The organism is Acetobacter sp. P5B1 (assembly GCF_018811985.1).
GTDB lineage: Bacteria > Pseudomonadota > Alphaproteobacteria > Acetobacterales > Acetobacteraceae > Acetobacter > Acetobacter cerevisiae.
Genome location: NZ_JACRVS010000010.1, coordinates 74,438 through 89,204, shown reverse-complemented (window position 1 = coordinate 89,204; position 14,767 = coordinate 74,438). Strand labels below are relative to the sequence as shown.

The 14,767-nt window shown below is 56.4% G+C and carries 11 protein-coding genes; 6 read left to right on the top strand and 5 right to left on the bottom strand.

The features are described 5' to 3' along the window. Positions 1 to 15: 15 nt before the first annotated feature. Genes KP703_RS08600 through KP703_RS08585 form a run of 4 tightly spaced genes read right to left on the bottom strand, consistent with a single transcriptional unit; the run spans position 16 to position 4,445 of the window. Entirely contained in the window at positions 16 to 1,320 is a 1,305-nt protein-coding gene (locus tag KP703_RS08600; RefSeq protein WP_215754511.1) for an exo-beta-N-acetylmuramidase NamZ domain-containing protein, read from the bottom strand. Further along, the gene (locus KP703_RS08595) at positions 1,317 to 2,804 is read right to left on the bottom strand and encodes a sodium:solute symporter (protein ID WP_215754510.1); all 1,488 of its coding nucleotides are present in this window, start codon (positions 2,802 to 2,804) and stop codon (positions 1,317 to 1,319) included. The genes KP703_RS08600 and KP703_RS08595 overlap by 4 nt, the downstream gene beginning before the upstream one ends. After that, a complete protein-coding gene (locus tag KP703_RS08590) occupies positions 2,801 to 3,532 on the bottom strand; it encodes a copper homeostasis protein CutC (RefSeq protein ID WP_215754509.1) in 732 nt (243 codons plus the stop codon). Before KP703_RS08590 ends, KP703_RS08595 begins: the two co-directional genes overlap by 4 nt. Beyond that, a complete protein-coding gene (locus KP703_RS08585) occupies positions 3,519 to 4,445 on the bottom strand; it encodes an ROK family protein (RefSeq protein ID WP_215754508.1) in 927 nt (308 codons plus the stop codon). Before KP703_RS08585 ends, KP703_RS08590 begins: the two co-directional genes overlap by 14 nt. 183 nt (positions 4,446 to 4,628) lie before the next feature. On the opposite strand from KP703_RS08585, the gene KP703_RS08580 reads away from it, so the two are divergent. The 5 genes from KP703_RS08580 (at position 4,629) to KP703_RS08560 (ending at position 12,845) form a co-directional block, all read left to right on the top strand. Further along, positions 4,629 to 5,768, top strand: a complete 1,140-nt coding sequence (locus KP703_RS08580; RefSeq protein WP_215754507.1) for an ROK family transcriptional regulator — start codon at positions 4,629 to 4,631, stop codon at positions 5,766 to 5,768. A 197-nt stretch (positions 5,769 to 5,965) separates the two neighbouring features. Next, on the top strand, positions 5,966 to 8,392 hold the full coding sequence (locus KP703_RS08575; RefSeq protein WP_215754506.1) for a TonB-dependent receptor: 2,427 nt from the start codon (positions 5,966 to 5,968) through the stop codon (positions 8,390 to 8,392). 89 nt (positions 8,393 to 8,481) lie between these two features. Then, positions 8,482 to 9,783: a glucose/galactose MFS transporter gene (gluP, locus tag KP703_RS08570; protein WP_373687461.1), complete on the top strand. Its 1,302-nt coding sequence runs from the start codon at positions 8,482 to 8,484 to the stop codon at positions 9,781 to 9,783. Positions 9,784 to 9,789: 6 nt separating this feature from the next. Then, positions 9,790 to 10,584: a glucosamine-6-phosphate deaminase gene (gene nagB / locus KP703_RS08565; protein WP_215754505.1), complete on the top strand. Its 795-nt coding sequence runs from the start codon at positions 9,790 to 9,792 to the stop codon at positions 10,582 to 10,584. 65 nt (positions 10,585 to 10,649) lie between these two features. Beyond that, entirely contained in the window at positions 10,650 to 12,845 is a 2,196-nt protein-coding gene (locus KP703_RS08560; protein WP_215754504.1) for a beta-N-acetylhexosaminidase, read from the top strand. A gap of 43 nt (positions 12,846 to 12,888) precedes the next feature. On the opposite strand, the gene KP703_RS08555 is transcribed toward KP703_RS08560, so the two are convergent. Next, entirely contained in the window at positions 12,889 to 13,824 is a 936-nt protein-coding gene (locus KP703_RS08555; protein WP_062274845.1) for a LysR family transcriptional regulator, read from the bottom strand. Positions 13,825 to 13,941: 117 nt separating this feature from the next. Between KP703_RS08555 and budA the strand changes: the two genes are divergently transcribed. After that, positions 13,942 to 14,724 (top strand): acetolactate decarboxylase, encoded by a 783-nt coding sequence (budA, locus tag KP703_RS08550; protein ID WP_062141963.1) that lies wholly within the window; start codon positions 13,942 to 13,944, stop codon positions 14,722 to 14,724. Positions 14,725 to 14,767 lie beyond the last annotated feature (43 nt).

The following is a 14,767-nucleotide window of genomic DNA, read 5'->3' as shown; positions in this document are numbered from 1 at the left end:
ACAAAAATCCTGTGATTAATACAAAAAGAATGTCTGGCGCAGGGCGCGGAAAGACGCGAGGTCTTTCTCCCACAGTGCTGCCAGAGCAGGAGCTTCTGCTCCCTTATCCAGCAGGGTGCGGATTTGCGTATTCCCGCTGAGCTGGTCAAAGGTTTTTCCAGTGCTTCGCCAGAAAGAGGAGCCAGCCAAATGACGTCCCGTGCTGAGCAGCGTCATGCCGGTGGCAATCGGGTCAAAGCTGGCACGGTCCGTCACTGCGCAGTGCAGCCCGTGGAGCAGCGTGTTTTTAAACGGATCAACAAGGGAGGTGAACCACACATCCCGAAAGGCCGTGCCTGCGCATCCGGCTTTTGTAGCAGCCTCTGCCCAGATTCGACCATCCACGGCGGCACTCCCCAGATAGAGAAAAGGCATTGTGGTGCCTCGTCCTACCGAAAAACTGGTGCCTTCAAACAGGCAGGTTCCCGGATAGACTAATGCCGTTAAAGGGGTAGGCATGTTGGGGCTGGGCGGGCACCATGTCAGGCCGGTGTCTTCAAAAAACATGTCCCGCTGCCAGCCGTCCATCGGGATGATGTCGAGAGAGGCCTTCTGCCCCGTTTGCTTCTTCACAAACAGAGCGTTGAACAGACGCGCGAGTTCCGCCACCGTCATGCCGTGGCGCAGGGCAATGGGCGCGCGGCCTACAAAAGACGCCAGCCGTGGGTCCAGAACCGGGCCAGATGCGTCCAGCCCGGAAATAGGATTGGGGCGGTCCAGCACCAGCAGGGGGAGCCCTAACTCTGCGCAGGCCATCATGCAGTCGAACAGGGTCCAGATATAAGTGTAGAAGCGGGACCCGGTATCCTGAATATCAAAAACGAGAAGCGTAATTCCTGATTTTTTCAGAATACTTTTCAGAGCGTCGCCGGTTTTTGTGTAAATATCATACACCGTGCAGCCTGTATCCGGGTCCTGCATTTCCGGTTCTGAAAAGCCTTCCCGCATGGAACCCCGAAATCCGTGCTCCGGCCCAAAAATGGCCTGCAACTGCACGGAAGGAGCCTGATGCAGACAATCCACAATGGATGTCAGGCTGTTATCCACGCTGGCCACATTGGCAATCACACCCACCTTGTGGCCCAGAAGAGGCGCATAGCCTCCGTCTCGCAGTTTCTCAAACCCAATTTTAACACGGCCTGCTGGCGGCTTCTGGCACGACGTGACAGCTTGCGGCGTGGCGGCCTGTGCCGGAATGCGGGTGGCAAGCAGGGCACCACCAAGCCCAAGCAGGGCCTTGCCGCTTTGGCGAGCCAGAGTGCGACGTGGCAGTTGGGTCATGCGTCAGGTTTCCGTGCAAAACGGGGCAGGAGACCGCGAGCCAGACGCAGGCTGACCGCAAAGAAAAACAGCAGACAAATTCCTGTCAGAATCAGCCAGGGAAAGGCCAGAGGGTGGCCACCCGGATGCAGGCTGACCATGGCCAGCAGCACGAGCGGCACGGTCAGGCAGAAGGCCGGGATCAGTTCCGTCGCACGGGCAGACGGGATCGCCATGCCAGCCAGAAACGTGCCCAGCATAGGGCCGTAGCCGCAAGCTGCGATGGAGAATCCCAGCAGCACAGCAGACTGGCTCCCCTGTGCAAACAGCAAGGAGCAGCCAACAAGAATGACGCTCCAGAATACCGTAAAGGCACGTGCCAGCCCCAGCTGGCTCAGGGAAAGCTTTCGGCCCAGCCATGCACAGAAAGAAGAAAAATCCCCTACAGTGGCGGCGGTCATGGCGGACAGGGTGGAGGAGAGGGACCCCATGGTAGCCGCCAGAATGGCCGCAACCATCAGGCCGCGCAGGCCAGCAGGCAATCCGTGCACAATGTAGTCAGGAAAAATGGCGTCTGGTGAAGACAGGCCGGTTGCCTGTAACGGCACCTGACCATGATACAGCCACAGCAAAATACCAACCCCAGACAGCAAAAAGAACAGAGCCGTGACCCCAACCGCGCTGCCCATCAGAGCCATGCGGGCTTCTTTCAAGCTGCGGGCTGCCAGCACACGTTGCACCATCAACTGGTCTGTGCCGTGGGAGGCCAGAGTCATCAGCGTCCCACCTCCAAGGGCAGCAAGGGGGGTGAAGGCGCTGCTAAAAGGGGAACTGGCATGGGCAAACAGGGCGAATTTTCCGGCATGCTGCAAGGCGCTGAAGCTGCCTGCTGGCAGGCCGTGCATCAGCAGGGCCGCACAAATAGCCGAGCTCCCCAGATACAGGCAGAACTGAATAGCATCTGACCAAACCACAGCGCGTAGTCCGCCGCACAAAGTATAAAATAGCGTGATGCCAACAACACCTGTCAGAAGTACCAGATGCGGCACGGCCATATGCGTGGCAGCAAGCATGGCCGTCAGGGGTAGCATGCCGGCAAACAACCGGACGGCTTCCGCCAGAACGCGTGTGCCCAGAAAGGTGGCGGAGGCCACACGCTGCAGGCGGGAACCAAAGCGCTGTCCCAGATAATCATAAGCGCTCAGCATGCGGCCCGAGCAATAAAGTGGGAGAAATTTCCACGCCACAATCGCCCGGCCCAACAGATAGCCCAGCGCCAGCCCGACAAACACCATCCCATTGCCAAACGCGACACCGGGAACGCTGATGACCGTCAGAGTGGAGGTTTCTGTCGCCACCATGGACAAGCAGAGCGCCCACCATGGCAGATCATGCCCACCTTCCAGATAAGCGGTGGTGGAGGATTGCCGACCGGACAGCATGACGGCCAGCAGAGGCATCCCTGCCAGATAGGCCAGCATGACAGTCAGGTCGAGCAAGTTCATACGGGGCGGCTCCGTTCAGTCTGCCGTGTGGCGGTAATCAGGGCGCGAATGGCATCAGGGTCTGTTACAACCGGTTGGGAGCCAAAACCAAAGGCTGCATCCTCTGCGATAGAAATAGCAGGTTTGCGGCAGGAGGCGTGTACTTCCGTAACACCCGTCTGGCTTATCAGGGGGGCCACATTGTCCGCCTTCACGCCGCTGCCTGCCAGAATGATAATCCGGCCCCGCGCCTGCTGCTGCAAACGGGCGAGACAGTCGGCACCTTCCGGTGCTGAGGGCTTCTGGCCGGATGTCAGAATACGTGTAAAGCCTGCGGAAATTGCAAATTCCAGCTCAGCAAAAGGATCTTGCGTCAGATCAAACGCCCGGTGCAGCGTGCGCTCCATGTCTCCACATGCGTCGGACAGGCGCAGAAGCAGCTCATGGTCCAGATGCCGGTCAGGCCTGAGTGCACCCAGAACAACGCCCGCCAGACCGGCCTGGCGCGCCGCACGGATATCATCCCGCATGACGGAGGCTTCATCCGCGTCAAAAATGAATGTCCCGGCACGTGGGCGGATCATGGCGAGGGCAGGCAAGGGGCGCTGGGCGGCATACTGCATCAGGCCCATGCTGGGGGTCAGGCCGCCGACATCCAGAGAGGCGCAGAGCTCCAGCCTGTCCGCTCCGGCTGAATAGGCGGCTTCAATGCCTTGCGGGGTTTCTATGCAGATTTCAACACGGATCATAACAAAGCTCCGGGCCAAGACAGGCAGCACCAAGAATTCCGGCATCTTTTCCAAGAATGGCACGCCGGAGGAGGGGCTGAGTGGTAGGGGAGAGGATACGGTCCCGCACTGCGCGGTCCAGAGTCTGAACAAGCAAAGCGGAATTACTCAGCCCACCCGCAACAGGGACAACTGTGCTGCCAATCACGTTAAGGATATGGGCCAGTGCCGCACTGGTATAGGTCATCCAGACGGACATGGTTTTTGTGGCCTGCACATCACCCATTTCCCAAAGGTTGAGAATGGTATGGCTTGTTTCAGCCTGCCCGCCAGCCCAGAGATGCAGGCGTTCAAGAGAGCGGGCCCCGGCAATGGTATCCAGGCAGCCTGACTGGCCACATCCACAGGGGAACAGTGGCACGGTTGCGCGGATCTCATCCGGGTCTTTCATGAGTGGCGGCGCAATAACAACTGGCGCATGGCCAAGCTCTCCGGTTATGCCGCCCAGCCCTGGCACAATCTGCCCGTCAAGCACAAACCCGCCCCCAATGCCGGTGCCCAGAATAAGACCGAATACATTACGGTGTCCTTTGGCTGCGCCAAAGCGTGCTTCGGCCAGAGCGAAACAGTCTGCATCATTCCCGATCCGAACGGGGCGATGGGTGCGCAGGCTGAGTTGTTCTCTGAGCGGTATGGTGCAAATGCCGGGAATATTGGCGGCATGCACATGGCCGGTTTCCGGGTTTTCCACGCCGGCAATGGCGATATGCAGCGGCATCCCCGGATAAGGTGCGCAGAGTGTTTGCAGAGCGGTAATGAAGGTCTCGGCATCGTCAGTCGGCGTTGGCACGGCGTGGCGCTGTTCCAGTCTGCCATCAGGATGGACGAGAGCAAAATCGATAAACGATCCGCCGATGTCTGCACAAAGAAGCATAAGGACATCCGTGATTGTAACGCGCTGGAGAACACGATGCGCAAAAAGAGCGCCCCGTTAAACATATAGTCTTCCGGGTTAATGTTTCAAAAGGAGTTTGTAAATAACATTCCACCTGTTTGCGGGACTTGTTTCATGTCATAAATTATCTTTCCGCTCGTTTTTGCAGGTAAAGGGCAGACCATGCTGTCTTCAGGCCATTATCAGATTCTCAGCGTTCTCAGCCGCAGCGGGGCAAAAAGCCGAACCGAACTTGCGGCAGAACTCGGGCTGAGTAAGGCGGCTATTTCGGCACTGGTTCGTGACCTGCTGGATCAGGAAATCCTGAGTGAACAGGACCCTGTTTATGGAGCGGGGCGCCCTTCTGTGCCGCTGGTTGTGCGGGCCAATGCGGCATCGTTCATAGGAATTTCCCTACAGGATGACCCGGCTGTTGTTGTGCTGACGGACCTGCATGGAACAACGCTGAACAGGATTGAAGTGCCGCGCCTTGCAGACCCGGAGGCCTGCGTGGCCCTTCTGGTCAAAACGATCAAAACTTTACGGGCGTCTTTGGGGAAAGAACGCGGGACACTGTCTGGCATTGGTCTCGCTCTTCCCGGCTTTGTCGCCAGAGACCGTCAGACCTGTCTGGCCTGTACGGCGCTGGGGTGGCGGAATATCAAGATAGGGGCAATGCTGGCGGAGCGCGCGAGCCTGCCTGTCTGGGTGGAAAATGATGCCAAGGCGCTGATTCTTGGGGAGCAGCTTTTTGGTCCGCTTAAAGGCAGTCCGGATTTCAGCATGATTTTTGTCAGTCATGGCATTGGGTGCGCCCATATTGTGAATGGCCGCCTGTTATGGGGAAATGCGGGTGGTGCTGGTGAAATTTCTCATGCGCCCATCACAGTAGATGCTCAGAAAGCTTTGCCGTGCCGCTGTGGGAATCGCGGGTGTCTGGAAACTGTGGCGTCACTTCTCGCGATTGGGAATGCAGCAAGGCAGGCGGGTTTGCCCACCAATACGATGGATCTGACACGTCTGGCGGCGGAGGGGCACTCAGATGCCCTGAGTATTCTGCACAGGGCGGGGTCTGCCATGGGGATAGCAACAGCCCAGCTGATTCAGATGCTCGATCCCAGCCATGTGGTTGTGATGCTTGACCCGGCTTTGAAAGACGGCGTGTACGGGAATGCCCTGCAATATGAGGCCGAATCTCACATCCTGCATTGGACAAATGCCCATACCATGATCAATTTTCGCGATTTTGAGCCAGATAGTTTTGCGCGAGGGGCGGCAAGCCTTGCTGCCCGTTACTTCATATTTGGGCATGGTGGTGTCTGAAACCGAGTCAGACCGCCTTCGGAATGTGTCATTTATGCAACGAAAAACGAGAACATGCTGCAAAAGCTTTGTTTTCAATATGAATTAAATCGTTCTCCTTGAACCCCCATTGCATACTAACAACGGAGTTTGCAGGATTATGTTTCTGTTTGGGAATGAAGTGAGCATTCCCAGGATCCGGGGAGGGGGTTGTTATCATGCGTCTTTCACTACGTCAGCTTTCAGTCTCCTGTGTTGCGCTGACGGGGCTTCTGGCCACCTCAGCGCATGCACAGTCAGCACCAGCATTGTCATCTGGCAGTCAGGTTAAAAAAGTTTCCAAACCGTCTGCTCAGGCACGGAAAAAATCCTCTTCGGGTAATGGGTTAAGCTCTTCCGTTCTGGGGCAATATACAGGTGGCACAGAAGAAATTTCTGTGACCAGCCATTCCGTCTCTTCAACCGGTGTGACCAATCGCACGCCCGGTGGTGGATTGATGCCTCACCAGACGGCGCCGCGCTCACAAAGTGGTGTGACGCGGGATTTCATTGCCAAGCAGGCTCCCTCTTCAAACATCACGTCTTTGGTTGCAGATTTGCCGGGGGTTACCGTCACCAGTCAGGACCCATTTGGGATGACGGGGGATCATCTTCAGGTCCGCGGACTGAATGAAACACAGATGGGCTATCTGTTTGAAGGGGCACCGCTGGCGGACCCCATCAACTACGCCCCTTACACCTCAACGCTTGTTGATTCTGAAAACCTTGGTTCGGTCACGGTCTCACAGGGCGCCCCGGATCTGAATGCGCCGTTTTATAACGCTGTGGGTGGGCAGATTACCGCTACAGCGCTCAACCCGTCGCATCGGGCGGGTGGGTTTGTTGACCTCGGTGGCGGGTCTTACAGCTATAATAAGGAATTTATCCGTCTGGATACCGGGGATATCGGCAATTCCGGCGTGCGTGGCTATGTCTCTTTCTCGCACACAGGGTATGACAATGGGGCGCGTGGGCCGGGTGGGCTGCTCCGGTATCATGTGGATTCAAAATTTGTGAAAGAATGGGGTGATGGCAACAGCATCTCCGCAATCTTCTCTTATAACAAACAATCAGCGACGTCCTGGCGTTCTCCCACAAAAGCGCAGTGGGACCAGTATGGTGTTGGCTTCTCCTACGACAAACATTTTGCTCCGGGAGAGTCCACGTATTACAAGCTGAACCAGCAGAACCTGAATCAGCAGCTTGTTGTTCTCCCCATGCACTTTACGCTGGCGGATAACCTGCATCTGCATGTTTCGCCCTATTATGTGCATCAGTTTGGCCCGTCTCTGGGCGGCGAAAATATTCCGGCCTCCGGTGGATATTTTGGCACGCAGCAATATGGGGATCTGAATGTCGGCACGCCGGTCAATGGTAGCATTCTTACCTCCAGCCGCGACCCGTGGAATCAGAAAACCGGCGGTGTGAATGTGTCCGCCGACTGGCGTCTTTCCAAGAGCAATACGCTCTCTTTCGGCTGGTGGTATGCCTATACCACGCATGAGGAACTCTCTGACTTCCGTCCGGTCTATGCCGATGGCAGCGGCTGGTCTGGGGACGTCATCCGTGTGGGTGGTAAAATCCTTACCGGGTATGACCTGAACTTCATGCAGCAGGTCAATACGCTCTTTATTGCGGATACGCAGAAGCTTTTGAATGACAAGCTGACCCTGAGCGCAGGGTTTCGTGTTGCTATGGTGTCCCGTCAGGGTACAAACCTCGTGCCGGGTGCGGATCCCTATAAAATGCAGGGAAACTATTTTGAACCACTTCCGCAGTTTTCTGCGAGTTATATGATCACGCCTAAAGATCAGATTTATATCAACGGCACGACCTCTTTCCGTGCACCGGAATCCGTGGAAGCCTATTCGCAGATTTTTGATCCAAATTCTGCCCATGCCACCATGCAGCCGCAGAGCCTGAAGCCAGAATATTCCATCAGTGAGGAAATTGGTTATCGGCATCAGGGGAAATTCTATAATTTCTCAATGTCTCTGTTTAATATCAACCTGACCAACCATCAGGTGACGTCTACGGGGTATATTCCCAACACGAATATGATGGTGGCATCCCCGATTAACATTGGTGGCCAGACATCCCGCGGCGTGCAGGCGGAATTCGGGCTGGCACGCTGGCATCACTTCAGCCCCTATCTGTCCGGCCAGTTCCTGCATTCCACATTTGATAACAACTTCAATACCGGGAGTGGTTATTTGCCAACGGCTGGGAAAATTGCGGTGCAGGCTCCTAAATTTACCGGTGCCATTGGTCTGAGCTATGATGATGGCCGGTTCTTTGGAAACTTTGATCTGCGTTATGTGGATACCCAGTATACTACCTTCATGAATGATGAAAAAATGCCGGCCTATGTCACGTCCAACCTGACGCTGGGTTATCGCATGAAGTCATTTAGTTATTTGAAACATCCGCAGATTCAGCTCAATCTGACCAATATTGGTGATAACCACTATCGGTCCGGTTCAAGCTACACGGCCAATGCGCATCCGCAGGTGACCTCCACAGGGGCTATCGCTGCGGGGAGTGCGCCGGTCTATTATGTGGGTGGGGTTTTTGCCGCTATGGTCTCGGTCTCTTCCGGGTTCTGAAGAGGCGTGGCAGGGCAGAACGCTTTGCCTGAGAAACAGGTCGATTGGGGCCGGAGTTCGTCTCCGGCCCGTTGCTGAAGGAGTGCGGCGTGCTGAGGTTTCCGATTGCAAGTCCGGCAGGTGCGTATGGCTGGCGGCCCGTGCTGATGATGGCAGCCCTGTTTTTCAGTATCGGTTTTGTGACCTGGCTGAACGGACCGCTGATCACCTTTGTCCAGATCGCTTTCAATCTGAGTGATGTGGCGTCCTTTTTGGTGCCTGTCTGCTTTTATCTGGCCTATCTTGTGTTCCCGCTGCCTGCCACGTTACTGGCACGACGCATTGGCCTACGGCGGGGTCTGGTTGTCGCGCTTGCTATTATGGCCGCTGGAACCTTGCTGTTTGGGGAATGTGTTAATGGCCGCTGGTATGCAGGGGCTCTGAGTGGGCTGAGTGTCATCGGTGCGGGTCTTTCTCTCCTGCAAATTACGGTTAATCCTTACGTCAGTCTGCTGGGTGACCATGACCGTGCTGCGCAACGCATTGCCATCATGGGGATTGCCAACAAATTTGCCGGAATAGTCGCCCCGGTTCTGTTCGCGCTGATTGTCATGCCGGATGTGGGGCAGGTGGTGGCCAATATCAGCAACACGCCCGCAGGCCCGGTGCGTGATGCCGTTCTCACGCAGTTTACGCACGCGGTGCACGTGCCCTATCAGGTCATGGCGGGGCTGCTGGTGCTGCTGGCCATTCTCGTGGCGCGCGCACCGTTGCCGGAGATTACTCTTGATGCCGAGGGCCCGCAGGATGCGCCAACACGTAAGGCAAAGCCGGGCTGGTTGATCACCGGGGTGTTCGCCATGTTCCTCTATGTCGGGGTCGAGGTGATGGCCGGGGATGCCATTGGCCTGTTTGGTCATGCTTTTGGGTTATCTCTGGACATTACCAAATATCTGACAGCGCTTACACTGGCCTCCATGATGCTGGGCTATCTGGCGGGCATGCTTGTTGTGCCGCGCTTCATCAGTCAGGATGCGTATATGCTCACCTGCTGTGTTCTGGGTATTCTCATCTGCCTTGTGGCTCTTGTGGCGCCCGGTCTCATCCCGGTTTTCTGTGTCGCCCTGCTGGGTTTTGCCAACGCCATGATTTTGCCAGCCCTTTTCCCCATTGTGCTGGCAGAGGCCGGGTCAGATGGCGCAAAGGCAACCGCTTTTCTGGTTATGGCCTATTCTGGTGGTGCTGTGCTGCCGCAGATTTTTGTCCACATTGCCCCCATACTGGGGAATTTGTATGCCTTTATGGCGCTGGTCATTCCGGCGTATCTGTTTATCGCCGTATGGGCCCTTGCCCTGCGTGCCAAAACAGGTGCGTCTGCTCCAAAATCATTGATTACTTCGGTTGGAGACTGATTTTTTATGAAAATCGTCATATGTTCCGATGCAGCTCAAACAAGGCGGCTGGCGGCACAGGTTCTTGCGCAACAGGTTAAAAGCAAACCGACATCCGTGCTGGGGCTGGCAACAGGCCGCACTATGGAAGCTATTTATGCCCAGCTGGCGGAAACGGCGCAGCAGCAGACTCTGGATTTCAGCCGTGTCACCACCTTCAATCTGGATGAGTATATCGGCCTGACGGCGGATCACCCTCAGTCCTATCGCTATTATATGCAGACCCATCTGTTCCAGCTGATCAATATTCCAGTGGATAACACGCATGTTCCGGACGGTGCTGTTGCGGATGTGGAAGCTGAAGCACAGTCTTACGAAGGCCGGATTGCTCAGGCAGGTGGCATTGACCTCCAGCTGCTGGGGCTGGGGGAGAACGGCCATATCGGGTTTAATGAACCCCTTTCCGCTCTGAACAGCCGCACCCATGTGGTGACACTGGCGCAGGCCACCCTTAGACAGAATGCCGGGATGTTTAATAACGATATGGAGCAGGTGCCCGCACGGGCGCTGACCATGGGAACCGGCACCATTCTGGACGCACGGGAAGCCCTTCTGGTGGTCACGGGAGAAGCAAAGGCCGATATCGTGGCGCGGGTGATTGAAGGGCCAGTCAGTGCGCTGGTGCCGGGGTCTGCTTTGCAACTCCATCCACACTGTCTTGTGCTGCTGGATGAGGCCGCCGCTTCACGCCTGACACAGCGAGAGGCCATTCTCTGGCAGATGCAGCATGATCCCGAGCTGCGCACATTTCTTTCTGCCTAGAGCAGAACACAAGAGACGCACGGCCAGCTAACGCAGCACCGTTGTTCAAAAGAATAGGACGCAGCATGACAAAACAGAGTTTTTCAAAATTTCGTCGCGTGCTTTTGGGCAGCGCCGCTGTTCTGACGCTGGCAGTGGCTCCGGCCTACGCCGCCACGCAAGGTGTCGCGCCGGTGGCATTCTCTGCCGGTGTTGCGACGGCGACACCCGCTCTTATGCCAGTTCCGGCGTCTGTCTCTTTACCTAATGGCGCGTTGCCGCTGAATGGCGGCATGACCATCCTGTGGGACCAGAAACCGTCTGCCCTGCTCAGCCGTGCTGCGGACCGTTTTACACATCGGATTGATGCACTTGCCGGACGCGTCCTTCCCCAGCAGAAGGATCTGGCTGGCCCAGTTACCAGTATTCCCGTGCATATTCAGGTGGGTGAAGACCGGGATGCGCTGACGGTCCATGCTAAGGAAAAGTACAGTCTGCAAGTGAATGCGTCCGGTGTAACGCTGACGGCAGAAGGCCCGGATGGGGTTCTGCATGGGCTGGCAACGCTGGCGCAGCTTGTGACACGCGGCGAGAACGGGCCGCAGCTGGCGTTTGCTGAAATTACCGATAGTCCGCGCTTCCCCTGGCGTGGCATCATGATTGATACATCCCGGCATTTTATGGCGGTTTCAACGCTTCAGCGGCAGCTGGATGCTATGGAATTGCTCAAGATGAACGTGCTGCATCTGCATCTGAGCGATGGCACAGGGTTCCGGGTTGAAAGCAAAAAGTTTCCGGAGCTGACGGAAAAAGGCTCGCACGGCCAGTATTATACGCAGCGTGACTTGAAAGATCTTGTGGCTTACGCGGCTGATCGCGGGATTCGTATTGTGCCGGAGTTTGACGTGCCGGGGCATGCACTGGCATTCCTGCTGGCGCATCCTGAACTGGCGGCGCAAAGCCCCGTTAATCCTGAGCCTAAAAACAAGAACAATGCCGCGCTGGACCCGACGATACCCGGCACGCTGCGCTTTGTCCGCAAACTGTATGCAGAAATGGGTAAACTGTTCCCGGATGCCTACTTCCATTCCGGCGGGGATGAAGTGGACCCCAGAGAGTGGATGAAAAATCCGAAAATTGTTGCCTATATGAAGGACAATGGCTTTGCCACGCCGCAGGCTTTGCAGGCGCACTTTACGGCAGAGGTTCAGAAGGTTCTTGCTGATCAGGGTAAAATCATGGTCGGCTGGGATGAGGTGAGTGAAGCACCTATTCCCAAGGACGTTGTTGTGGATGTCTGGAGAAGTTCAAAATTCCTGGCATCTGCTTCAGCTGATCATCACCCGGTGATTGTCTCGGCTGGCTATTATCTTGATCTGCTTCAGCCAGCCGCCCAGCACTATCTGGTGGACCCCTATGACCCGGCAGCTAACGGCATCACGCGTGAGCAGGCGGACAAGCTTCTGGCTAAAGGTGGCCGGCCTGATCTGGTCAATGCGTTCCTCAAAGAACCCGCTCCGGCCCCTCTGACAGACGAGCAGAAGCAGTATATTCTGGGCGGGGAAGCGCCTCTGTGGTCCGAACTGGTCACGGACGAGATGCTGGATGCCCGTTACTGGCCGCGTGCTGCCGCCATTGCCGAGCGGTTCTGGTCTCCGGCCTCTGTGCGAGATGTGAACGATATGTATCGTCGTCTTGCGGTGGTGGACACGGAATTGCAGATTACCGGCCTGCAGGCACAAGCCAACACGCACCGGATGGCGCTGCGGCTCTCACCCGGCAATGCTGACCCGGTGGAGTGTCTGGCGAGTGCGACGGTACCTTTGCGCAATTACGTCATGAATCGCTATGTCAGCCATCGTGACAATGCACTGGATGAGATTGGGGAAGTCACATCTCCCGATCCATTCCCCGCTGTGCGGTTCAGCATGCTGGTTGATCAGTATGTTGCCGGGGACCATTCCGTGGCACCGGCTCTGAAAGCCCAGATGCAGGTCTGGCGGGATAATGATGCTGCTTTCCAGCAGGTGGCGACGGCGCGAGGCCTCTCAGAAGCAATCCCGACCTCTCATAACCTTGCAGTTATGGCCGGAGCAGGGCTGAATGCCCTCAATGGGCATAAGAAGAAACTTTCCCCTGCTGACAAAACAATTTTTGATCAGGAAGACACACTCATCAACAGCTCGGCCGATGTCTCCGGGTCTTTCTCCGGCACCAGCTTCCCGCCGGGTGGACTGATGATTGTGGCGGAACCGGCTCTCAGGAAACTTGTCGGTCTGTAAGGTTTGTTTTCCGGGCTTTGCTGGATGGCAAGGCCCGGAGATATTATACGTCAGCTGCGGGAAACTGGTCTTCAAGGCTCATATTTTCCCACTTGCGGCAGGCTGTACGAAGAATTTTTACAAAGCGCGATACCAGCGGCATGTTCTGGCCGGAGCGAATGGCAACGGCTAGTGTGGCGCGTGGCGCAGGTTCGCTCAGGGTGTGGAATGTCACACCCCCCGCATGAATCTGGCTGAGCGAGCGGGGCACAACAGACACGCCCAGCCCTGCTGCAACCAGAGGCACAGTGCCAGCAATCTGTGGTGCCTGCTGCCCCATAGGGGGTGTGACTCCTGCCAGCTGGTAGGCGGAAAGAATGGCGTCATGAAACCCCGGACCCAGTTCACGCGGGAAGATAATCAGCGGGTCCTTGGCGACCATATCCAGACTGATAACAGGATGATGCGCAAGCCGGTGCCCGCGTGGCAGAGCAATCACGGTGGGCTCATCCAGCAGATGAAAAACGGAAAGGCGAGTCGGGTCCGGCACGGGGGGGCGGATAATGGCGAGATCTGTGCTGTGGTCGTGCAACGCGGCACATAAAGCAGGCGTATTGCTTTCTTCCAGAGAAAGAGTGACATCAGGCGCACTTTCCCGAAAGCGGCGGATGGCCAGCGGAATAAGCGGCAGAAGCGGCACAGCCCCGGCCAGCCCCAGCCGGATATGTCCCAGCTCACCCCGGGCCAGACCGTGGGCGGTCACCAGAAACTGGGCCTGCAGGTCCAGAATGGTGCGGGCGCGGGGCAGGAGGGTCGCGCCAATTTCGGTCAGCTTCACACCGCGCGTCTGCCGTTCAAACAGGGCTACGCCCAGTTTTTGCTCCAGCTGCTTGATCTGCTGGCTGAGGGGCGGCTGTTCCATCCCCAGCTCTTCTGCAGCCCGGGTAATACTGCCGTGGTCAGCCACGGTTACAAAGTAGCGCAGGTGTCTGATATCCATGTGCCATATTTATAGGATATGGATAATGCGTTCAATATATATTGGAAGACTAGATCCCGCTGTAATAACGTCTGTGTCATTGAGATCAGCAACAATGAGTTTGGAACAGTGCGCAGCATGAAGAACAGCCCGGTGGCAGACATGGACGTTCGGTCTTCTGCACTCGGAAACGGTGTGGGTAAGAAACCCGTCGCCAACCGTCTTTACCAGACCTCCACCATGGCCGCTCTGCTGGATGCCGTGTACGATGGCGAAACCACGCTGGACGAAGTGCTGCATCACGGCAATTTCGGCCTTGGCACGTTCAACGCTCTGGATGGCGAAATGATTGTGACCGATGGTGTCGCACGCCAGTTCCGTGCGGAAGGGCAGGCTGCCGAGGTTCCCGGTTCTCTCAAAACACCTTTTGCCTGCGTGACATATTTTGAGCCGGAAAAAACGCTCAATATTGATACACCGCAGACAAAAGAAACATTTGAAGCGCTGGTCGACCAGTTGGTGGGTAACCCCAACCTGTTTGGTGCCGTTCGCTTTACGGGCCAGTTTGAGCGGGTCGATACGCGCACGGTGTTCTGCCAGTGCAAGCCCTATCCGCATATGCTGGATGTTGTGAAAAAGCAGCCCACTCTGACCATGGAATCCGTGACCGGCACCATGATCGGCTTCCGCACCCCGGTTTATATGCAGGGTGTGAACGTGGCGGGCTACCATCTGCACTTCCTGACGGAAGACCAGAAACGCGGTGGTCACGTGACGGAATACCGGCTGGTGCGTGGTCAGCTTGAGGTTGCCGTGATCTCCGATCTTGAAATTCAGCTGCCGCGCACAGAACAGTTTGCAAAAGCAAACCTTAATCCTGAGCATCTGAGTGAAGCTATTCGGATTGCCGAAGGCGGCTGAAGCTTTTTTTGACCACTGCGCCCCGTGTGCAGTGGTCTTTTTG

Bases quoted from the DNA above. Each gene is read 5' to 3' on its own strand.
- KP703_RS08600 (WP_215754511.1), bottom strand. From the start codon at position 1,320: ATGACCCAACTGCCACGTCGCACTCTGGCTCGCCAAAGCGGCAAGGCC.
- KP703_RS08595 (WP_215754510.1), bottom strand. From the start codon at position 2,804: ATGAACTTGCTCGACCTGACTGTCATGCTGGCCTATCTGGCAGGGATG.
- KP703_RS08590 (WP_215754509.1), bottom strand. From the start codon at position 3,532: ATGATCCGTGTTGAAATCTGCATAGAAACCCCGCAAGGCATTGAAGCC.
- KP703_RS08585 (WP_215754508.1), bottom strand. From the start codon at position 4,445: ATGCTTCTTTGTGCAGACATCGGCGGATCGTTTATCGATTTTGCTCTC.
- KP703_RS08580 (WP_215754507.1), top strand. From the start codon at position 4,629: ATGCTGTCTTCAGGCCATTATCAGATTCTCAGCGTTCTCAGCCGCAGC.
- KP703_RS08575 (WP_215754506.1), top strand. From the start codon at position 5,966: ATGCGTCTTTCACTACGTCAGCTTTCAGTCTCCTGTGTTGCGCTGACG.
- nagB (WP_215754505.1), top strand. From the start codon at position 9,790: ATGAAAATCGTCATATGTTCCGATGCAGCTCAAACAAGGCGGCTGGCG.
- KP703_RS08560 (WP_215754504.1), top strand. From the start codon at position 10,650: ATGACAAAACAGAGTTTTTCAAAATTTCGTCGCGTGCTTTTGGGCAGC.
- KP703_RS08555 (WP_062274845.1), bottom strand. From the start codon at position 13,824: ATGGATATCAGACACCTGCGCTACTTTGTAACCGTGGCTGACCACGGC.
- budA (WP_062141963.1), top strand. From the start codon at position 13,942: ATGAAGAACAGCCCGGTGGCAGACATGGACGTTCGGTCTTCTGCACTC.